This is a genomic window from Microbacterium sp. CH12i (genome assembly GCF_000685355.1).
Taxonomy (GTDB): Bacteria; Actinomycetota; Actinomycetes; order Actinomycetales; family Microbacteriaceae; genus Microbacterium.
The window spans coordinates 1-18941 of sequence record NZ_JHET01000010.1 but is presented as its reverse complement, the minus strand read 5'-3'; the positions used below and the strand labels follow the sequence as shown (position 1 = coordinate 18941).

The following is an 18941-nucleotide window of genomic DNA, read 5'->3' as shown; positions in this document are numbered from 1 at the left end:
CCACATGCCCAGCACCATCGACGCCGTTCGTACGGTCCTCATCGATACCCTCGAGCTCGCGCAGAGCCCGGATGATCTCACCTCTGACACGGCGCTGTTCGGCTCGCTGCCCGAACTCGACTCGTTCGGCGTCGTCGCTCTCGTCGGCGCCCTCGAGGATCGGTTCGACATCACGATCGATGACGATGAGTTCGGCGCTGAACTGTTCGAGACCGTCGGCACGCTCGTCGAGTTCGTGGACTCCAAGTTCGTCGCTGAACCGGAGGGTTCGAGCCGACTAGTGGTGCTTGGCGTTAGTCCGTCGGGGCGGGGGTTTATGCCGCGGCGTCCTCGTGTTGGTCTATCCGACGGGCGAGGTCTTGGAGCGCGTTGCGCCTGAATCGCCAGTCGAAAGGGATCGCGGTGGCGTTGTAGCGGTCCTGGAACGCGAGGAGACGATGCTCAAGGGCTTCGAGGTTCTCGAGGTCTTGGGGCTGATGATCTTGCGTTGCACAATCGAGAAGTAGATCTCGACCTGGTTGAGCCAGGAGGCCATGGCGAGTCAGACGTTCGCCCCTTCGTCGAGGCGTGCGGCATCTGCACCGTCGTTGTCTAGGCGACGGACAAGTCGAGCAGGGTTGCCCATCACCACGGTGTTCGCGGCGACGTCCTTCATAACGACCGAGCCGGCACCGATGATCGAGCCGTTGCCGATCGTGACGCCGGGTAGCACGACGGCACCGGCACCGATCCACGCACCATCGCCGATCTGCACGGGACCGCGGGTCAGTTCGCCGGCGCGCTTGACCGCAGAGCCCACCTCATGCGAACCCGTGACGATCAGCGCGTTCATCCCGATCGAGACTCCATCTCCGATGATCAGATCGGCGAGCCCGTCGAGGAAGACTCCTCGATTGATTGAGCATCCGCGCCCGATCACGACGCGCGGGCTTCCGATGAAGCAACCCGGATCGATCAGCGACTTCTGCACCCGGATGCCGGATGCCCGCAGCAGCGCCCAGCGCACGTGGTCGGGCACCAGCGGTGAGGACAGGATGGCGTTGATCCAGATGTTCTTCACCTGGCGCTCCAGTAGTACCCCGATCCGCCGCACGATCCGTCCCAGTTTCCCCATCAGCCCAGCATAGAGGCAGGAGTCAGCGCGTGACCGGTGCGGTCACGTTCTCCATCAGCGACGTCCGCTGGTCGCGCGGCGATCGCGAGCGGACTTCGAGCACCACGACCGCCGCGATCGTCAGGAGCCCACCGATCACGGCCGTCATCCCCATAGCGCGCACCCGGCTCCCCTTGATCTCGGCGACGACCGGCTCGGCCGGAGACATCCGTGTCGTGATGTGGGCAACAGGGTTGACGCCCTGCTCCATCTGCAGATCCAGCAGCGCACCACGGATCTCCTCATCCGCTGTTTGAATGCGGTCGGTGACCTTTTCGGGAGTATCGCCGATTGCATCGATCAACAAAACCTGATCGTCGAATACCGGTACCCACTGCGTACCGATGCTGATCAGGCTGATCCACGTCTTCTCGCCGTTACCGGGCGCGCCGACGGGGTTCGCGAGCGAGCTGCCATACATGACGGGCGACTCGGCGCCGTTGATGCGACGGGCGACCGCTCCCGCGGTCACGATGAGCGACTCCGTCTGGGTGACGAGCTCGTTCGGGTAGCGGGCGCTCACTGGAGCGAGGAATACCACCTCGGTACGAGAGTGGTAGACCGGTGACGCCGAGGTTCCGATGACCGTGACTCCCGCGGTGATGGCGAGGCCAACCAGCACGACCGGCCACCGACGCAACAACGCGCGTAGCAGATCGGCGAGTGTCATCTGCGTTCTCCCCTGACTTTCAGGTGCCGTGCGGTAGGTTGGTCACCGTCACGTGAAGCGTATCCCCTGACAGTGCACCACAACTGTGAGATAGCCGCGGGTGCGCATTCGAACGGGCGCGGGAACGACAGGGAGTCAGAGCGTGGGGGTAGGCGAGATCTTGGCCGTGTTGGGGCGGCGATGGTACGTTCTCGTGGCGGGGTTGCTGCTCACTGTGGGCGCCGGATGGTACGTCTATCAGGACACGCCACCGGACTACACGGCACGATCGCTGACGCTGCTGCTGCCACCGGCTGGTGTCGGCGAAGAGGCTGGCTCCAATCCTTTTCTGGAGTTGGGAGGCTTGGAATTGACCTCGCGCGTCCTTGCCGCCACGTACTCCGGCACCGAGTTCCAGAACGATATCGCCGAGCGCTTCCCGGACGCCGAGGTCATCGTCAGCATTGAGGAATCAACGCAGGGCGGTGTCATCGCCGTCGATGTGAAGAATCGTGGCGAAGAGACCACGATGGTGTTGCTCGACGATGTCACGTCGACGGTCGGGGGAGCGTCTCGAGCAGATGCAGGCCGAGGTCGGTGTCTCCGAGCGCGATTACGTGCGCACACTGCTGCTCGCCCAGGACACCGAGGCGACGCCTGACTTCCAGGCGATCATCCGCATTCTTGTGATCGCCGCCGGAGGCGGCATCGCGGTGACGGTTGTGCTCGCTCTCCTGGTCGATCTGTCCCTCACCCGTCATCGACGTCGAAAGAGCGGGATCGACAGCCGCCGTACCCGGCATGAACGCCGCAAGCGCCCGAGCGAGCCCGCTCCGGAACTCGACGTCGAGACGCAGGTGGATGTGTCGACCGCGTCCGTTTCGACGTCGTCCGAGGACGGCGCGGAGAACGGTTCCGGGCCGGGCGTCCTCAAAGCCTCGCGGCCCGTCATGGCACGCCGCGCCGCGCCTGAACGATTGCCGCTGAATCAGCGCGACTCATCGTGAGTCTCGTCGCCTTCCAGGGCGCCTCCGCTGTGCGGGACGGGCCGCGTCCGCCCCAGCGGTCCGCGGACGTCGTGAGCTGGCTGACGATCTATCTCATTGTGCTGCTCGGCATTCCGACGCGTCTGGTGATCGGCCCTCTGGGCAGCGCCGGCGCGCCGTCGATGCTGCTCGGCCTGCTCAGCTTCGGTGTGTGGTTCGTCCTCCTGCTGATGAAGCGCCGCTCCGATCCGTTCCTTCGGTTCTACCCGATCCGCTGGGCTCTGTTCGCCCTCCTCCTCGTGTCCCTGATCTCTTACGCGATGGCGATGTCGCGACCGATCAATGGCGACGAGGTCAGCCCCGCCGACGTTGCCGTGTTGTCGTTGTTGTCGTGGGCGGGAATCATGCTGTTGGCCACGGACGGCATCCGCAGTCGGCAGCGAGCGGACGACCTCGTCTGGCGGATCGTGCTAATCGGTGGTCTGATGGCTGCGCTCGGCCTTGCTCAGTTCCTGTTCGAACTGCCGTTCGTTGATTTCATCCGCGTTCCCGGCCTCACCGAGGTGGCGCCGCCGTCGCTGTTCGTTCGCAACGGCCTCATCCGACCGAACGGCACGGCGACGCACCCGATCGAGTACGGCGCGATCCTCGCGATCATCCTGCCGATGGCATTGCACGTCGCGTTCCAGCACACAGCTCGACCCCTCGTGTTGCGCTGGGCCCCTGTCGTGCTGATCGGCGCGGTCATAGGCATCTCCGGCTCACGGAGCGCGTACCTGTGCGCGCTGGTGGGCGTGCTCATCTGCGTCTTCACCTGGACGCCGCGGCTGCGTCGCTGGGTGCTCGCGATATCGACCGTCGGCTTTGTGCTCGTCGCGCTGATATGGCCGCGGATGACGCGCATCATCGTCGGCCTGTTCTCCGACCCTGGCGAGGACCCGAGCATCACGTCACGCACTGACAGCTTCTCTGTGGCATGGTCGTTCCTGATCGAGCATCCGCTGTTCGGTCGTGGCTACGGCACGTTCCTGCCCAAGTACCGCATCTTCGACAACCAGTTCCTCGTGCAGTTGGTCAGCGTCGGGCTGATCGGGACGGCGGCTCTGGTCGGACTCGCGATCGTCGCGATGTCGGAGATGCGACACGTCGCTCGAACCGCCGAGCCTGCGGCGGCCATGCGTACACGCGACCTGGCAGGGGCGCTCTCCGGGTCCGTCGCGGCCGGGTTCGTGTCCATGGCGTTCTTCGACGCCTTCGCCTTCCCGATGACGATGGGGATGGTGTTCCTGGTCCTCGGCATCGTGGGAGCTTTGGCGCGCCTCAGTCGCGATGCAGAGACGCAGTGGCACTGACCGCTCTGGTGCGACGACCTCGCGTCAGATCCTGACGCCGACCAGCCAACCAGGACCGCGACGCTCTCGCCAGCGGCGTGGTCTCAGCAGATCCCCCAACGCCGCACGACTGGTGGCTTTGCCCAGGGCCGCTCGGGATCCCTCTCGGAACACGAGCGCGAGCCAGAACAGGACTGAGGTCACCGGCCCGTGTCGGCGTGCGTACAGTCTCGCCTTGTTCAGTACGAGCAGGGACCAAAGCCGCGGTGAGACAGCGGAATCCCCTTTCAAATGCTGTGCGACGGCGGTCGGCACATACTGCACACCCATTCCGGCGTCTCGAGCGCGGAGATTATACTCGGCCTCTTCGGAGTACAGGAAGTAGGACTCGTCCCACTCGCCGCAGATCCGCCAGCATTCGGCGCTGATCAGCTGCGTAGAGCCCTCAGCCCAATCCACATGGCGCGCAGACTCGTAGCTCGCGGGGGATGCGATGATCTCACCGAGTGTGCCGATCCGGCCTGCTCTCTCTGCTCCGATGAGTGCATCTGCCCATACCCGCGGGAGCGACGGTTCCCGCCGCAACGACCACAATGGTGTGCCGTCGGCACCGACGAGACGTGGCACCGCAATTCCGGCATCCGGAGCAAGGGAGCTGTACAGTGCCCGCAGGCATCCGGGCTGCAGGCGTACATCGGCGTTGAGAATGAGGTAGGCATCCTGTTCGCCGGCGGCACGTACGGCGGCGTTGAGACCGCCCGAATATCCGAGGTTCGTTCCGGTGGGGACGACAATCGCCTCGGGAGCCAGACGTGCAATCTCGGCGAGGGTGTCGTCGCTTGAATCGTTGTCAGCGAAGACGAGTGTCCACTCCGTGTCTGTAGCGCCCTTGGGAATGGATTCGACTAGGTCGCGGATTAGTGGCGCGCTGTTGAACGTGACGACGCAGATCGCGATACGGGGGAGGCTCATGTGGTGCTCCTGCCTGTGGAATCTGGGCCAGCAATGAACCCGATGAGCAGGCTATCCGGTTTCTGGATCGACCGCTGACCTGCTCGACGTGCATGACTCAGGGGACCTCAGGTCGACTGAGGTCCCCTGAGTCCTAGGGCGCGTGGGGCGTCACCCCTGTGTTTCGGTGTTGCAGCTGATCGCGCGCACGGTGGTCGGCTGTCCGGATGCGTTCAGCTTGACGACATTGGCCTGCCACTTCGTGACAGCGGAGCATGCGACGCTGATCGGGCCGTAGCCCCAGCTGTTCTCGACGACGTCAGATTCGTTACGGTTCCTGGCATGCCGTTGCGGAACGAGTACCCGCCGCCCGACACCAGCAGTCCGTCGATGTCGACCGACGTATTGCCCTGGCCCTGGGGATAGAAGAACGGCGCGGTGCCGTAGCAGCCGTTGGTCTCGTTCATGATCATCGTCGAGTTCCGCACCACGAGGGCGGCTCCGCCGTAGCCCTGCAGTCCGTCGCCGTGCCAGTCGCCGCAGACCTGGGGTGAGGTGATCCGCACGAATGTGTCCTGCACGGTTACTGCGCCGCAGCCGAGCGTTTGGCCGCCGACACGAAGCCCCTCCGGGGCACCGTCGACGAGAACGTTACGCAGCGTGTAGCCACCGGGGCCGATCACAGCCTCACCGGAGTCGTCCGTCCTGCCCGTTGTAACGAAGCTCGAGTCCTCGATCGTCAGGCCGTTATAGCATGTTCCGTTGTTGTAGTTCAGGACACTGACATTCGCACCGTTGATGCGGCGAAGCGTGACGTTTTCAGCCGCGACGTAGATCGTGCCGTTGCTGATCTTCAGGTCCTCGACCACAGCGCCGGCAGTGCGAACCCAATAGTCGCCGGTCACGGTGGTCTTCGGAGTCGAACCAGCAGGAATCCCCGCCGTGGTAGCGGTCGGGAACCCGCCGGTCGGTGTCGTCGGCGTCGGTGTTGTCGGCGTCGGAGTGGTCGGGGCCGGGGTGCTCGGGGCCGGGGTGCTCGGCTTCACCGTCGTGGTCGGCTTCGGCAAGGTCACGGGAGGTGTGGTGGGCTTCGGCGTCACAGTCGGCTTTGGCGACGTCGTGGGCTTCGGTTCGGTGGCCGGCTTCGGTGTGGCACTGGGCTTTACGTCGCTCGATGACGGGGTGAACACGACATCGACCAGATAGTTCGAGCCGCGGTAACTCGAGTCCGGCACTTTGCTGGTCTTGCCGTACCGGTACACACCCGCTGACGCAGTCAGCTTGAACCCGTTCTCCACCTTGGGGGAGGTGAAGGCGTGTTCGCTGACGGGATAGCGGCCCTTCGGTGCGCCGTACGAGGCCACGTACGTCTCACCCGCGGTGAGCGTGACCGGGGTGCTCAGCGGTATCGTGCGCCAGCCGACAGTCGATGAGGTCGCAAAGGTCTTTTGGGCGAGCACCCGGCCGCCCTTCGACCAGAGCGTGGCCGTGTTCACGCCTTTGGCGTTCGGGCCCTGGTAATACTGCAGCGCAGTGACCTTGCCCGAGGCTGTGGGCGAGAATCGGATGCCGAGTTCAACCGCGAACCGGTCAGAATCCGAAACGGTGGTCGGCTTGAGCGAGTCGGAAAGGATTCCGGTCGCGGCCGGTGCTGCGTATGCCGGTGCCGTGTTTGCCGGTGCTGCGGCGTATGTCGGTGCTGCGGCGAGCCCAGCGAAAGCAAGGAGGCCGACGGTGATCGCGGCCAGTGAAAGTCGTGTGCGAGGCCCGCGGGCGCTGGAACGTATGTGTGTGCGAAGTTTAGACATCACAATCCTGTATCAGTTTTGTATATCCCCCTCTCCAGTGCGCAAGCGTACATGACTACGCTGGACGTGCAAATGGCTCGATCGGAGGGTAGGGGAGTAGATGCGCTCACGCGGCAGGCTCTGGGTCGTCGCAGGACTGGCCGTATACGCGCTCGCGGTGGTGGCCGTTCTGGTGCTTCCCGTGCCATATGCCGGAATCGTGCGGGGGATCGGCCAGGCACTGACCTCCACCGGCATCTCGGGATTCGGTACAGGCTGGATCGAGTTCGTCGCGAACGTCCTCATGTTCGCGCCGCTCGGATTCTTCCTGACGCTACTGTTCCGGCATCCGCTGGTCGGTACGGTGGTCGCGCTGGTGCTTTCTGTGACCGCCGAGGTGGTGCAGATCGTCATCCCGTCGCGCCAGCCCAGTCTGAGGGACATTGTGGCAAACGTTTTTGGGGCCGCCCTCGGGGCGTTTCTCGCGTGGCTCATCGTGCTGCGTCGCAGGAAGCGGCGTACCTGAAGTACATGGATTCATGGCGCAGTGTTCCCTGTCTCCTGCGCTGGCACCCTTGTGCTTTCGTCGCGTCCCCAGTCGCCGCTAGGTTTACTGCGGGCACGGTAGCCAGCGATCATCGTGATCGCCACGTAGGCGATTGCATCCAGCGCAAGTTGAGGATGAGGCAGGACGACGTCGCGCAGCCACGCCCAGCGATCGGAAGACCGCACGGAGGCGTCGATACTTTCCGCAGCCGCGGCTTTGCGCATCTCGGCATTGCCGCGGCGGACGCGTACGAGCCGCTTCACGAGATCTTTCGTTGTGCGAGGCGCCTCCACCACGACCTCGACCGCACCGATCTCCACCTTCTCTGTGTCAACGAACTGCGAGTCAAGGAAGAGATCGTCGGCGATCAGCTCGGGGAACGCCTCGAAGCGGGAGCGTCCGGTCTCGGAGACAACGATCAGACCGCGGCCGAAGAGGCCTTTGCGAAACACTGGAAGGCGCTGATTGATCCGGAAGTACGCGCGCACGGGCCATGGGCGACCGGTGACATCGACACGGCGTCGTGGCATCGTCGCGAAGATTCCGCGACCGTCGTCCAGTGCGTCAGCGAGAGCCGTGATGCCCCCGGGTGGAACGAGGATGTCGGCATCGAGGTAGACACGAGGAAAACTTGTCGCCACGCGTTCGGCGGCGTTCAAGGCACCCGGCTTACCGGGCTCTGTGCGTTCGACGACGAGCGCATTCCGCGACCGCGCAATCTCGGCGGTGGCATCCGTGCACCCGTTGGCGCTGACGATGATCTGCATCGGCATCCCGCCGTGTGCGAGCGCGTCGAGGCACCGTCCGATGACGGCTTCCTCGTTGTGCGCAGCGATGATCACGCTGACCATGTGCCCCTCATCTCTCGTTCACAACGGTAGGGGACCAGGCGTGCTCGATCAGCACCCGAGCTTCGACCGTGCCGTCGGCGTCAAGCGCCCAAACATCCGAGTCGCCCGGGGTATCGTTCGGCACTCCGTAAAGCAGTGTTTCGCCGTCGAGCCACACAATTTGGTCGTCGATGTTTCGTGCTTCGGCATCCAGCACGGTCACAGTACCGGAGGCGATGTCGTAGACCGCGGGTGTCCAGTGCACGGTCGGGCCCGTACCGCTGGTCACGCGTTTGAAGGCGATCCGCGTGCCGTCGGGGGAGAGCGACGGGCACTCGACAGATTCGAGCACCGAAGTCATCGTCTTGGTCGCTATGTCGCCCTTGACCAGGTATGTCCGCCCGATCGTTGTCATGCCCACGGTCGCGTAAAAGGAGGTGTCATCGATGAACGTCACGCCCCAGAAATTACGGTCGAGGGGTGCGCTCGGCTCGTCGTCGATGATCAGTGACCAGTCTTCGAGGCTGCCGAGGCTCTCTCCGTCGCAGTGCGGTGGATCACCGTCTCGGTCGAGAAGCCGATCGAGGCGTACGCATGCCCCGTCACGAACGAAGTGGTGGCGATGAGTGACCCGTCCGGCGAGAATCGGGTGCGGCTGGGCACGCCGGGCAGCGACCATTCGAGCTGTTGGTCTACCCCTGACGCATCGTAGATTCGCGCGTCGTAGCTCGGAGCGATGCCCCGCTCGGTGCGCAGGCACGAGATCGCGTCCCGGGATGCGGCGACCCTGTCGCAGGCGATGTCAAGGACGGCGCGCGATGCGTCTGGTTGCGCCAGGGGAACGCTGGCAACGTGACCGTAACCCTGCCCGGATGCTGTGTTGCGAAAAACGATGCGATCGCCATGCGCCGCGCCCGCAGGAGCAGTCGTCTCAGCTGCGGAGGGCGCGTTCTGCCGCTGCTGGTATTGGGCCCAAGCCGACACCCCGACGCCCACTGTCGCGCCGATTGCAACCACCGACACGAGGATGATCACCAGCCACTTCCTCTTGGGCGTCATGTGTTCTGCTCTGAGTCGATGCGCTCCGAGTCGGAAGGCTCCGAACCTTCCGGTGCTTCCTCAGGCAATTCCGGGCGCGGAGCGGACAGATGCGAGCGCAGGAGCAGCGCGACGAGCGGGATGGCAACGACCAACATCGCCGCCACGACGAACATCGACGCCTCTCGTCCTGCCAGATACCAGAGGATGCCGAATCCGGCCGCAGAGACGAAACGGCTGAGTGCGACGACAGTTTGCGCCGCCGCGATGCCGGTGCCACGGGTCTCGGGGGTGGTCAGCTGCGCGGCAAGAGCCGCGAGTACGCCGTCGGTCGCCGCGTAGAACGCGCCGAGCAGCAGGAGGCAGAGCACGGTGGCTGCGGCATCCGCGATGGGTAGTGCTGCGGCTAGATACGCACCCAGCAGTCCGGCGTGACCATATACGAATACGCGCGCCCGACCCACCCGGTCAGCCAGGCGCCCGAGCGGGATGGCGAGAGCGAGAAAGGCGATATTCGTGCCGACGTACATCAGCGGGAACCATTGGGCGGCGAAGTCGCTTCGCGCTTGCAGCACCAGGTAGATGAACCCGTCACCGATCGTCAACAGGCCGAGGATGCCAGCGGCAGCGAGCACACGCCGCATGGGGCCGGAGGTGATCACAGTCCATTCGAACTTCGGCCGAGGCGCTCGTGCTGCGCCAGTCGCCGGTGCCTTGCGCGGTCGCGAACGGACGTTCGGCACGAACAGGCCGAGGATCGTCACGCCTATCACTGCGAACGCGAGCGACGCGACGAATACGGTGCCGTAGCCGTCGGGGATCATCAACAGGATGAAGAATGCCAGCAGCGGCCCGACCGCGGCCCCGATGTTGTCCAACATGCGATGCATGCCGAACGACGCGCCGAGATTGTCGCGCCGCGACGACGCAGTGATTACGGCATCCCTCGGAGCCGTTCGGATGCCCTTGCCGATGCGATCAGCGGAGATCACGGCCGTCAACGCAACGAATCCCGAGGCAAACAGCAGCCCGACTCGTGCGATCGCCGCAAGCGCGTACCCAGTGAAGGCGACCCATTTGGGCTGGTCAAGTCGATCTGACGTGTAGCCACCGGCTATCCGCACCAGAGCGCTGACACCCTGATAAAAGCCGTCGAGGAAGCCGAACGCAATGGTCGACATCCCCAAAAAACCAGTCACGTAGAGGGGCAGGATGGCGGTAACCGACTCAGAGGAGATATCGGTGAGCATCGACACGATGCCGAGCGTGACGACGGTCGAAGACACCGCCCGCCGGCCAGGTTGGCGCACGGATGCTTCGGTCGCTTCGGTCGTTGATGGCTCGACACGCTTGGGTTTGTTCGAGAAAGAGATATACACGTCACTCCGTCCGGAACACGCCGAAGATCGTGTAACGGTTGCCCGTTCCCGAAGGTCCAATGCTCAATGACAGTGATTCGTATGCGCCGATGAAGGCAATGGTTTCGTCGTTGCCGGGCTGTTCACGCAGACCGAGCGCGCTCCAGAGCGCGCGATAGTGCGCGCGGATTTCATCCGGCGTCGCTGCGGAAGATGCCACCAGGCTGAGCTGCATAACGCTGCCCTCAGTGGCGATGGAGGTGGAGATGATGTTCGAGCCATCCATGGCATCGGCGATGCCAGCAGGGAAGCCCTTGACGATGCCCCCGTTGAGCGATCCGGAGCCCGGCAATGGCGCCGAGACAAGCGGATTTGCCGGTTCGAGCGGCGGAAGACCGCTGCCGGGTGCTGCGGATGGCTGCTGTACCTCTGAGCCAGACGTCGGAGTCGCTCCAGGCAAGGGCCCGGGGGTCGTCGCCGGTGCGCCCTCCGACATGGATGAGGTGGCGGACGGCCCGACGCTGGGCGGCGAGGATGTGCGCTGGCCTGCCACGTTCAACGCGGCGACCACGATGATCCCGCAGACCACGATCACGCTCGCTACAGCGATCGCGACCTTCATCGCTGGCGTCAGCGATGATCGCCTTATTTTGCCTGTCATCAAACCGCTTCCCCTCGGCTACTGATGCCCCTGTTCACAGCCTCTCACGTGATCGAATCACAGTGGGGTCGCATTGTGGTGCTGTCAGTACGCGCCCTTCGGCGCGAACATCACGCTGGCGGTGCGCCACATGATTTTCAGGTCGTTGACGACGGACCAGTTCTCGACGTATCGCAGGTCGAGGCGGATGCTCTCTTCCCACGAGAGGTCGCTGCGCCCGGAAACCTGCCACAGGCCGGTGATGCCTGGTTTGATGTACAGCCTGCGCGAAACGGTGCTGTCGTAGGACATGGTCTCGTGGGGCAACGGAGGCCGAGGCCCCACTACGCTCATCTCTCCGGCGAGGACATTCCAGAACTGCGGTAGCTCGTCGAGTGAGAGCTTTCTCAGCACCCGTCCCACGCGCGTCACGCGAGGATCGTCTTTGAGCTTGAACAGTGGTCCAGCCCCGTCGTTCTTTTCCTTGAGCGCGCCGAGTTGATGTTCAGCGCCGGTGCTCATCGAGCGGAACTTGATCATGCGGAATCGGCGCCCGTCTCGCCCTACGCGTTCTTGGAAGAAGAACACCGGACCGGGGCTGTCGAGCTTGATGAGCAGCGCGAGAACAGGTGTGGCCAGCGCGATCGGAATGAGCGCGAGCGCTGAGGTGACGATGTCGATGGCCCGTTTGAAGAGGTGTCGGCTGCCGGTGTGCGTGGCGATCTGCACGCGGATCAGGGGCATCCCGTCAACCGGCTCGAGCGACAGACGTTGACCGACGACGTCGGCCAGGCGGTTTGCAAGGACCAGCTCGGCCGCTGTGCCTTCGAGCTGCCAGCTGAGCTTCTTGACGAAGTCGGGGTTGCCTTCGGGTCGACTCGCCACGAAAACCGTGTCGGCCTGCACCTCAGAGGCGACCTGAGCAATCGACGTGAAATTTCCGAGCACCGGGATGGTGGTGTTCTCGACCTGCAGTTCGCGGGCATTGCCATCGAGCAACGTCACGCCGACGACTTCATAGCCGGCGGTTCCGATCGGATGCAGGATGCGCGCCGCGTACTCGACGTCTTCACGGTTGCCGACGATGAGGGTGCGCGAGGTGAACTGGCCCTGGCGGCGTCGGCTGCTCAGCCAGCGCCGCCAGGACACTCTGCTCACCAGCAGGCCGAGGAGACCCGCAGGCAATGCAATGAGCACGGTCAGCCGCATCGATTCCCACTCGAGCAGCAGTGCGACGATAGCCATCGCCCCGATGGCTATACCGCTGGCGTGCGCAACGCTGCGGTACTCGTCCGTGCTCGTTGGGGAAAGCGCCGCGTCGTAGCTGCGGATCGTCCACAGCGCGATGAACCACACGGCGGCGAGCAGCCCGCCGTGCAGCGCGACACCGGTGAGTGGCTCACCGAGGGGAAGCTGGATGCCACACGCGACCGCGATGACGGTCGTGATAACAGCTGCATCCGTGAGAGCGAGACGGACGCGGTGCGTCCGTTCCCACTGCCGACGGTGCTCCAGCGGAACCGAAGCGCGCGGCTGTACCGCCGCTGTCTCGGCACGGAACGCGCGCGGCGTTGCCGCCGTCAGGAGGGTTGACCCCTCGCGCGTCAGGCTCAGGGCATCTTCGACGGACGTCATATCCGTGGTTGCCCAGCCGTGAATGCACGCAAAAATCCCCAGTGCGACATTGTTTCCCCAGTACGTATTTCCCCTACCGCACGTCCCACACGCACGGTTCATCTGAAGCCACAAAATCGTGGTACTGCTCGACCTCGTGATCCCACTCACGATGTGTGCCGATTCCCAGCGGCGCACGCGGTCAAACTATTCAGATTACGCTCACCATATCCGAACCGTGGCCTGAATGGTAGAAAAAATACGGCTTCGTGCGGAATCTGTCATCATATTACGCGCCCGAGTAGGCTGGACGAGTGATCATCGGCACCGGCATCGACCTCGTCGACATCCCGCGGTTCGAGCGCACGATGGCGAGAACTCCGCGGTTGATGGAGCGACTCTTCGCCCCTTCCGAACGCACGCTGCGACTGCCCTCGCTCGCCGCCAGGTACGCGGCGAAAGAAGCGTTGATCAAGGCACTCGGCGGGTCGGACGGTGTGCACTGGACAGAGATCGAGATTGCGTCAGAACCGTCCGGCAGACCGTACTTCGTACTCTCCGGCAGCACTGCGACGCTGTCACAGGCAAGGGCATCGTGAACCTGCATCTCACCATGTCGCATGATGCGGGCCTCGCTACCGCCTTCGTCGTCGCCGAAGGAGCGCCGCTGTGAACGCTCCATTCCGTGAAGCCGCGAACGCACCATTCCGCGAGGCGACGATCGAGATGGATGCCATCGCCGATAACACCCGCCACCTCCGCCGACTCACCGGCACCGAGGTCATCGCGGTCGTCAAAGCCAACGGATACGGCCACGGTGCCGCACCGGCCGCCGTCGCCGCGCTCTCGGGTGGCGCGACCCGCCTCGGCGTCGCTGATGTCTCTGAAGCGATCGACCTTCGTCGCCAGGGCATAAATGCCCCGGTCATCGCGTGGCTGCACGAGCCGGGGCAGCGGTTCGAGCAGGCTGCCGCCGACGGCATCGAAGTCGGCATCTCGTCATTCGATCAGCTCGAAGCGGCGGGTGCCGCCGCCGGCGCCAACGGGCCGGTCGGTGTGCACCTCAAGCTCGAGACCGGGCTCTCACGCAACGGCATCGCGCCCAGCGACTGGGGGCGCATCTTCGCCGAAGCCGCACGCCTCGAGCGCATCGGACGCCTCCGGATCATCGGACTCTTCAGCCACCTGTCGAACGCCTCACGCGTCGACGATATTGAAGCTCTCGCCCGGTTCGAAGCGGGCACTGCGGCGGCGGCATCCGCTGGCCTGCACCCCGAGATTCGACACATCGCCGCCACTGCCGCAGCTATCGACCTGCCAGAGGCGCGACTTGATGCCGTGCGCATCGGCATCGGGCTCTACGGACTTTCACCGTTCGATGATCGCTCCTCTGCAGAGCTTGGACTGCGCCCTGCGATGACTCTGCGTGGCGCCGTCGCGGCCGTGCGGCGAGTGCCCGCAGGCACCGGCATCTCTTACGGTTACGACCATCGCGTCGCTCAGGAGACGACCTTGGCACTGATTCCGCTCGGCTACGCCGACGGTGTCCCGCGCCAAGCATCCGGAAGAGGACCGGTCATCATCAACGGTCGTCGGTTCACGGTCGCCGGACGCATCGCCATGGACCAGTTCGTCGTCGACGTCGGCGACAGCCATGTTGCGGTCGGCGATGAGGCGGTGCTGTTCGGCGATCCGACGCTCGGGGCGCCCTCCGCGACCGAATGGGCGGATGCCGCGAGCACCATCAACTACGACATCGTCACGCGGATCGGCAACCGCGTTCCGCGGAGGAACGCATGAGTGTCGACCCGGCCTTCCTCGGACGCCGTGAGATCGCCACATCGGATGACATGGAGCACCTCGGATTCGTCATCGGCGAACAACTCGCGCCCGGAGACCTGCTCGTGCTCACCGGTCCGCTGGGCGCGGGCAAGACCACCTTCACCCGCGGGCTTGCAGAGGGACTCTGCGTGCGAGGACCGGTGCAGAGTCCGACGTTCGTCATCGCCCGCACGCATCCCTCACTCGTCGGCGGTGCACCGCTCGTGCATGTCGACGCCTACCGGCTGGGATCGGCGGCAGAACTAGACGACCTTGACATCGACTTTGCTCGGTCTGTCGTCGTGATCGAGTGGGGCCGCGAAATGGCCTCGGCAGTCGCTGATACCTGGTGGGATATCGAGCTCGAGCGCCCCGTCGGAGGAGCGGAAGGCGTGGCCGATGAAGACCTCGACGCCGACGCTCCGCGAGCCGTGACGATCGAGTGCGTCGCGCGCTGATCTGGCAGATATCCGTGACTAATGGCAGACGAACCGTTAGGCTTTCGTTCAGTTGCCTGTTGTGGTCGCTAGACTTTTGGCTAGTTGTCGAGTGCAACGCGCTAGTTGTACCGCGCACCGCCTAGTGCGTGATACTTCTTTGAGAACAGCCTGAGGGGGCAGTCATGACTGAGAGTTCTTTGCAACCAAAGGTTGCGGTGGTAATCGAGGACGACCCCGACGTTCGTACCCTTTTGGATGAAGTCTTTCGTGCTGCCGGATTCGAGGTCGTTCCCACGGAGTCCGGACTTGACGGCCTCGCCGCCGTCGAGAAGCACCAGCCCGTGATCACGACCCTCGATATCAACCTCCCGGGCATTGACGGATTCGAAGTAGCGCGTCGCATTCGCAAGATCAGCTCTACCTACATCGTGATGCTGTCCGCACTCGCTGAAGAATCGGATGTCGTCCTGGGCCTCGGATCTGGTGCCGACGAGTACCTCGTCAAGCCATTTCGTCCGCGAGAGCTGCGCGCTCGAATCGAAGCGCTCATGCGCCGCCCGCGCTTTGAAGACAATATGAGTGCCGACCGCCTGAGCGCCAATCCTGGGTCCCCGGTGAGCGCCGCCCGTTCCGCAGCACCCAGTGCTGCGGTCCTGGTTGCGGCGCCGCCGGTCGTGCGCCCGGACGACGATGTCGCCGAGTGGCAGTCGCACCGCGACATCCGCCTCAACCTCGCGACGCACACCGTGCTCATCGCGGAGCGTGAAGCCGACTTGACGCGCACCGAGTTCGATCTGCTCGCGACGCTGCTCGAATCGAAGCGGCGCGTGCGCAGCAAGTCTGACCTGGCGCTGGTGCTGCGTGGCGAAGACCTCGGGTTGTCGTTCTACGTCGGCGAGCCAGACAAGCGTGCGATCGAGGCGCACATCGCGAACCTCCGCCGCAAGATCGGCGACAATCCTGTTGAGCCGAGCTACATCGAAACAGTGCGCGGCGTCGGCTATCGGCTGACCCCGTCCACCAATACCCGGGGTTCCCTGAACGGCTGAGCGAGCGTCACTTCGCGGCATCCGCCATGACAACTGTCCATGGTGACCGATCGTGATCAGTGATCCCGATCGTGGGGTCTTCGCCCTGCGTCCACCACTTGGCCTCGAACGGCACGCCGTCAACCACCACTCGGGCACCGGTCTCATACATCTGGGCCGGGATCCATTCCGGATATGTGCCGGCTGCGACGGTCGGCAGCGTGAACGGCTCGTCGTCGGGCAGCACCGCACCCAGCAGCGTCCAAGATGTCTGATTTGCCGCCTGTGTCGGGTCGTCAGGTTCTGGTGCGCCGGTCACCCACCACTTCGCGACGTATACGTAGCCGTGCCATACAACGCGGACCCCAGCCGAGTACGCGACTCTGGGCGACCAGATCGGGTACGGGCTGGTCTTCGGGTCATCGGGGATGGGCGTGGATACCGGGGAGGGGGTCACCGAGTCGGACGGTGATTCATCGAATCCGGGGGAGAGCACACTGGCAAAGGTCACTGAATTCTGCTCAACGCCGCTGCACGCGTCAGACACCACCGAGACGTCTGGATAGTTCGGGCCGCAGGTGCGGTCGCGGTTGATCGACCACATCGACATTCGAGCGAGACGCTGTTTCGTCGCGAACTCGTTCAGCTGCTGCGCGTCGGCAATCGTGAACACCTCATCGACGACATCGTTCTGGCCGATCATGGGCGTAGCGCCGAGCAAGGCCCATGCGCCGCCGGTGGGCAGCGCGATCCGCAGGTCCGCGTACAGCGTGGTCAGCTGATCGTTGACTGCCTCAAGTGCGCTGATGGATGCTTCGGCCATGGACTTACCGGCAAGGTCTGTGCCGTAGTCCATAGTCATGGCGTTGACGCCGGTGAGATCGACCCCAGCCTCCAACAATTGCCGGACCGCGGCGATGCCTTGGTCAGTAAGCCCATCGGTGGCCGTCGGCAGAGTGAGCCACACACTCAGATCGTTGTCGGACCTCTTCTGCACCTGCGCGACGGCTGCGGCCCGCCGGGCACCAGCTGCCGCGTCGGCGAGGCTCTCATTCTCGAGGTCAAGATCGATCGTTGAGACGCGGTACCGATCGATCACCGCCCGATAGGCGTCCGCCAGTTCGCTCGTGGTCGAACACGCCACGCCGAGCTCGGTGTTCAGCGCGCCGCCGAATGACACCGCCACGTGCGCGCCATCACGACGCATGTTGTCGACGCGACGGTCGAGGTCGAGCTCGGTGCCGGCATCCGCGAGGCTGTATGCGGCGCCCCACGACGGTTCGCACTGATCTGCAGCAGCGGCCACCACGAACGCCAGTACAACGGTGTCATCGGTGCCATCGCCGACAGTCGGCGTGGTCGAGACAGACGCCGCGGTGACATCGAAGTATCCGCCGAACCACCGCGGGCCAGCCGGGGTCGTGGCCGCCGGTGCGCGCTCCGCGAGGTACCACGGCACGGCGACGGCGCCAGCGATGACCGCCAATGCGATGACAACGCCGATGAGTACGCGCCAGCCAGAGAGCCGCCGGCCGCGGTGGAGGCCAGGGGGCGTGGGATTCGTGGTCATGCGACGGCCTCCGTGCGCGTGAGTTCATCATGAGCTATATGCACGGGGATTTCCGTCACGACAGGTTCGCGCACAGACCCGACCCCTGGGGCACCGGGAGCGGGGTGCCCCTCGTGCAGGATCGCACGCCAGTCGGGAGTCGTGGCGGCATGCACTTCGTCAGCATCCTCGTGGTCAATGTCTACCCACATCCAATCGGTCAACCCGATCCAGATGTCGACGATCGCATTGCGGATGCCGATGTTCCCCATGAACGCCCACGTCGCGCAGAATGCGTTGAAGCTCGAGAACCCGAGCGTCCACCAGGAGCCATCTGCCCAGCTGCGCCAGGCGACAAACACCGAGAAGGCGATGATCGCGATCGGAGCGACCACGTACAGCAGCGGAGAACTTGTGCGGTCCTTCACCTTCGGCGTGCGGGCGAACGGGATTTTCTGGCCGGTGAGTCCCTGTTGCAGAGACTTCAGCACCCCGGCGAGGTTAACCGGAAGCAGGATGAGGTTGAACCCGTAGATACGGAAGATATCAGTGCGCTTGTAGCCGGTGTAATGCAGATCGCTCGCCATCGCGAGGAAGTACGGCAGTGCACCGATCAGGATGAACGGACTCACCAGACGGTTGTCGTATGGGTAGACCAGCAGGAAGATGAGGCCGAAGCTTGCCCACGCGATCGACGCCATGTAGTTCATGCGCAGCGACACCTGCGCGAGGCTGAGCGGCTTGTGAATTCGCCGGGCTTCTCGCATCTGCTGCCACAGCTTCGGCAGGATCAGCAGGCCGCCGTTAGGGCTCGCTGAATATTAACTTGGGCGTGTCGAGTTGAGCGTGTAGTTCCATTCTGGGTGCCAGTCGTGGCGGGCGAGGATCCCGTCGGCCTCGAGGGCCTTCATCTGCTGGTCAGGGATCTTCACGCCGAGCGGGTACTCGTTCTGGTCGAGTTCAGCGTGGACACGTAAGCCCGTCCGCGTCGTGGTGGCGGCGATGGTGTTCACGATGACCTCGTGACTGGTCAACGGTCTGCCTCGCCAGTTCATCGAGATATAGGAGAACAGGCCGTGCTCGATTTTGTTCCACTTGCTCGTGCCGGGCGGCAGGTGGCACACCGTGATGGCCAGCCCGGTGTCGGCGGCGAGAGCGGCGAGTTCGGTCTTCCACAACCTCGTGCGGTACCCGTTGGAGCCGCCGCCGTCCGGCGGTG

The 18941-nt window shown here is 64.2% G+C and carries 21 protein-coding genes and 2 pseudogenes; 10 read left to right on the top strand and 13 right to left on the bottom strand.

The features are described from left to right. Positions 1–4: 4 nt before the first annotated feature. Positions 5–379 (top strand): acyl carrier protein, encoded by a 375-nt coding sequence (locus tag DC31_RS12235; RefSeq protein WP_081813834.1) that lies wholly within the window; start codon positions 5–7, stop codon positions 377–379. Between the two features lie 162 nt (positions 380–541). On the opposite strand, the gene DC31_RS20585 is transcribed toward DC31_RS12235, so the two are convergent. Both DC31_RS20585 and DC31_RS12225 read right to left on the bottom strand, forming a co-directional pair. Continuing rightward, positions 542–832 (bottom strand): DapH/DapD/GlmU-related protein, encoded by a 291-nt coding sequence (locus DC31_RS20585; protein ID WP_442921907.1) that lies wholly within the window; start codon positions 830–832, stop codon positions 542–544. Positions 833–1136: 304 nt separating this feature from the next. Further along, a complete protein-coding gene (locus tag DC31_RS12225) occupies positions 1137–1823 on the bottom strand; it encodes a hypothetical protein (RefSeq protein ID WP_051606885.1) in 687 nt (228 codons plus the stop codon). 142 nt (positions 1824–1965) lie between these two features. Between DC31_RS12225 and DC31_RS12220 the strand changes: the two genes are divergently transcribed. From DC31_RS12220 to DC31_RS12210, 3 genes are read left to right on the top strand one after another with little or no spacing between them, the layout of a single operon-like run. Further along, positions 1966–2463 (top strand): hypothetical protein, encoded by a 498-nt coding sequence (locus tag DC31_RS12220; protein ID WP_036280565.1) that lies wholly within the window; start codon positions 1966–1968, stop codon positions 2461–2463. Next, positions 2420–2809, top strand: coding sequence for a hypothetical protein (locus DC31_RS12215; RefSeq protein ID WP_036280563.1), 390 nt, complete (start codon positions 2420–2422; stop codon positions 2807–2809). Before DC31_RS12220 ends, DC31_RS12215 begins: the two co-directional genes overlap by 44 nt. Further along, entirely contained in the window at positions 2806–4140 is a 1335-nt protein-coding gene (locus DC31_RS12210; RefSeq protein ID WP_051606883.1) for an O-antigen ligase family protein, read from the top strand. Before DC31_RS12215 ends, DC31_RS12210 begins: the two co-directional genes overlap by 4 nt. Positions 4141–4164: 24 nt before the next feature. Here DC31_RS12210 and DC31_RS12205 read toward each other — a convergent pair whose 3' ends face one another. Then, the gene (locus DC31_RS12205; protein WP_036280561.1) at positions 4165–5091 is read right to left on the bottom strand and encodes a glycosyltransferase; all 927 of its coding nucleotides are present in this window, start codon (positions 5089–5091) and stop codon (positions 4165–4167) included. A 212-nt stretch (positions 5092–5303) separates the two neighbouring features. Then, positions 5304–6878 (bottom strand): DUF4082 domain-containing protein, encoded by a 1575-nt coding sequence (locus DC31_RS17140; protein WP_051606881.1) that lies wholly within the window; start codon positions 6876–6878, stop codon positions 5304–5306. Positions 6879–6978: 100 nt separating this feature from the next. Here DC31_RS17140 and DC31_RS12195 point away from each other — a divergent pair, with 100 nt between their 5' ends. Then, positions 6979–7383, top strand: a complete 405-nt coding sequence (locus DC31_RS12195) for a VanZ family protein (RefSeq protein WP_051606879.1) — start codon at positions 6979–6981, stop codon at positions 7381–7383. Positions 7384–7394: 11 nt separating this feature from the next. Here the strand turns inward: DC31_RS12195 and DC31_RS12190 are convergent, their stop codons facing one another. Genes DC31_RS12190 through DC31_RS12175 form a run of 5 tightly spaced genes read right to left on the bottom strand, consistent with a single transcriptional unit; the run spans position 7395 to position 10982 of the window. Beyond that, positions 7395–8255 carry a glycosyltransferase gene (locus DC31_RS12190; RefSeq protein WP_036280559.1) on the bottom strand — a complete coding sequence of 287 codons (861 nt, stop codon included), beginning with the start codon at positions 8253–8255 and terminating at the stop codon, positions 7395–7397. A gap of 7 nt (positions 8256–8262) precedes the next feature. After that, positions 8263–8691 (bottom strand): hypothetical protein, encoded by a 429-nt coding sequence (locus DC31_RS18170; RefSeq protein WP_051606877.1) that lies wholly within the window; start codon positions 8689–8691, stop codon positions 8263–8265. Positions 8692–8738: 47 nt separating this feature from the next. After that, entirely contained in the window at positions 8739–9293 is a 555-nt protein-coding gene (locus DC31_RS18165; protein WP_152545420.1) for a hypothetical protein, read from the bottom strand. After that, positions 9290–10651, bottom strand: a complete 1362-nt coding sequence (locus tag DC31_RS12180) for an MFS transporter (protein WP_235201485.1) — start codon at positions 10649–10651, stop codon at positions 9290–9292. Before DC31_RS12180 ends, DC31_RS18165 begins: the two co-directional genes overlap by 4 nt. A 1-nt stretch (position 10652) precedes the next feature. Continuing rightward, positions 10653–10982: a hypothetical protein gene (locus DC31_RS12175; protein WP_036280557.1), complete on the bottom strand. Its 330-nt coding sequence runs from the start codon at positions 10980–10982 to the stop codon at positions 10653–10655. Here DC31_RS12175 and DC31_RS12170 point away from each other — a divergent pair. Beyond that, positions 10960–11316 carry a hypothetical protein gene (locus tag DC31_RS12170; protein ID WP_036280556.1) on the top strand — a complete coding sequence of 119 codons (357 nt, stop codon included), beginning with the start codon at positions 10960–10962 and terminating at the stop codon, positions 11314–11316. The genes DC31_RS12175 and DC31_RS12170 overlap by 23 nt on opposite strands. Positions 11317–11375: 59 nt before the next feature. Here the strand turns inward: DC31_RS12170 and DC31_RS12165 are convergent, their stop codons facing one another. Next, positions 11376–12905: a sugar transferase gene (locus tag DC31_RS12165; RefSeq protein WP_036280554.1), complete on the bottom strand. Its 1530-nt coding sequence runs from the start codon at positions 12903–12905 to the stop codon at positions 11376–11378. Positions 12906–13198: 293 nt separating this feature from the next. On the opposite strand from DC31_RS12165, the pseudogene DC31_RS12160 reads away from it, so the two are divergent. From DC31_RS12160 to DC31_RS12145, 4 genes and pseudogenes are all read left to right on the top strand, one after another. Continuing rightward, a pseudogene (locus DC31_RS12160) lies at positions 13199–13557 on the top strand (holo-ACP synthase). A gap of 53 nt (positions 13558–13610) precedes the next feature. After that, on the top strand, positions 13611–14684 hold the full coding sequence (alr, locus tag DC31_RS12155; RefSeq protein ID WP_051607012.1) for an alanine racemase: 1074 nt from the start codon (positions 13611–13613) through the stop codon (positions 14682–14684). After that, positions 14681–15163, top strand: coding sequence for a tRNA (adenosine(37)-N6)-threonylcarbamoyltransferase complex ATPase subunit type 1 TsaE (tsaE, locus tag DC31_RS12150; RefSeq protein WP_036280551.1), 483 nt, complete (start codon positions 14681–14683; stop codon positions 15161–15163). The genes alr and tsaE overlap by 4 nt, the downstream gene beginning before the upstream one ends. A 164-nt stretch (positions 15164–15327) precedes the next feature. Next, a complete protein-coding gene (locus tag DC31_RS12145) occupies positions 15328–16194 on the top strand; it encodes a response regulator transcription factor (protein WP_036280549.1) in 867 nt (288 codons plus the stop codon). A 7-nt stretch (positions 16195–16201) separates the two neighbouring features. On the opposite strand, the gene DC31_RS12140 is transcribed toward DC31_RS12145, so the two are convergent. The 3 genes and pseudogenes from DC31_RS12140 to DC31_RS12130 all read right to left on the bottom strand — a co-directional run. Beyond that, on the bottom strand, positions 16202–17743 hold the full coding sequence (locus DC31_RS12140) for a carbohydrate-binding protein (RefSeq protein WP_051606873.1): 1542 nt from the start codon (positions 17741–17743) through the stop codon (positions 16202–16204). Further along, entirely contained in the window at positions 17740–18444 is a 705-nt protein-coding gene (locus DC31_RS12135) for a hypothetical protein (RefSeq protein WP_160173231.1), read from the bottom strand. The genes DC31_RS12140 and DC31_RS12135 overlap by 4 nt, the downstream gene beginning before the upstream one ends. A 117-nt stretch (positions 18445–18561) precedes the next feature. After that, a pseudogene (locus DC31_RS12130) lies at positions 18562–18941 on the bottom strand (ISAzo13-like element transposase-related protein); the annotation flags it as partial.

Bases quoted from the DNA above. Each gene is read 5' to 3' on its own strand.
- DC31_RS12235 (WP_081813834.1), top strand. From the start codon at position 5: ATGCCCAGCACCATCGACGCCGTTCGTACGGTCCTCATCGATACCCTC.
- DC31_RS20585 (WP_442921907.1), bottom strand. From the start codon at position 832: ATGAACGCGCTGATCGTCACGGGTTCGCATGAGGTGGGCTCTGCGGTC.
- DC31_RS12225 (WP_051606885.1), bottom strand. From the start codon at position 1,823: ATGACACTCGCCGATCTGCTACGCGCGTTGTTGCGTCGGTGGCCGGTC.
- DC31_RS12205 (WP_036280561.1), bottom strand. From the start codon at position 5,091: ATGAGCCTCCCCCGTATCGCGATCTGCGTCGTCACGTTCAACAGCGCG.
- DC31_RS17140 (WP_051606881.1), bottom strand. From the start codon at position 6,878: ATGTCTAAACTTCGCACACACATACGTTCCAGCGCCCGCGGGCCTCGC.
- DC31_RS12195 (WP_051606879.1), top strand. From the start codon at position 6,979: ATGCGCTCACGCGGCAGGCTCTGGGTCGTCGCAGGACTGGCCGTATAC.
- DC31_RS12190 (WP_036280559.1), bottom strand. From the start codon at position 8,255: ATGGTCAGCGTGATCATCGCTGCGCACAACGAGGAAGCCGTCATCGGA.
- DC31_RS18165 (WP_152545420.1), bottom strand. From the start codon at position 9,293: ATGACGCCCAAGAGGAAGTGGCTGGTGATCATCCTCGTGTCGGTGGTT.
- DC31_RS12165 (WP_036280554.1), bottom strand. From the start codon at position 12,905: ATGACGTCCGTCGAAGATGCCCTGAGCCTGACGCGCGAGGGGTCAACC.
- alr (WP_051607012.1), top strand. From the start codon at position 13,611: ATGGATGCCATCGCCGATAACACCCGCCACCTCCGCCGACTCACCGGC.
- tsaE (WP_036280551.1), top strand. From the start codon at position 14,681: ATGAGTGTCGACCCGGCCTTCCTCGGACGCCGTGAGATCGCCACATCG.
- DC31_RS12145 (WP_036280549.1), top strand. From the start codon at position 15,328: ATGACTGAGAGTTCTTTGCAACCAAAGGTTGCGGTGGTAATCGAGGAC.
- DC31_RS12140 (WP_051606873.1), bottom strand. From the start codon at position 17,743: ATGACCACGAATCCCACGCCCCCTGGCCTCCACCGCGGCCGGCGGCTC.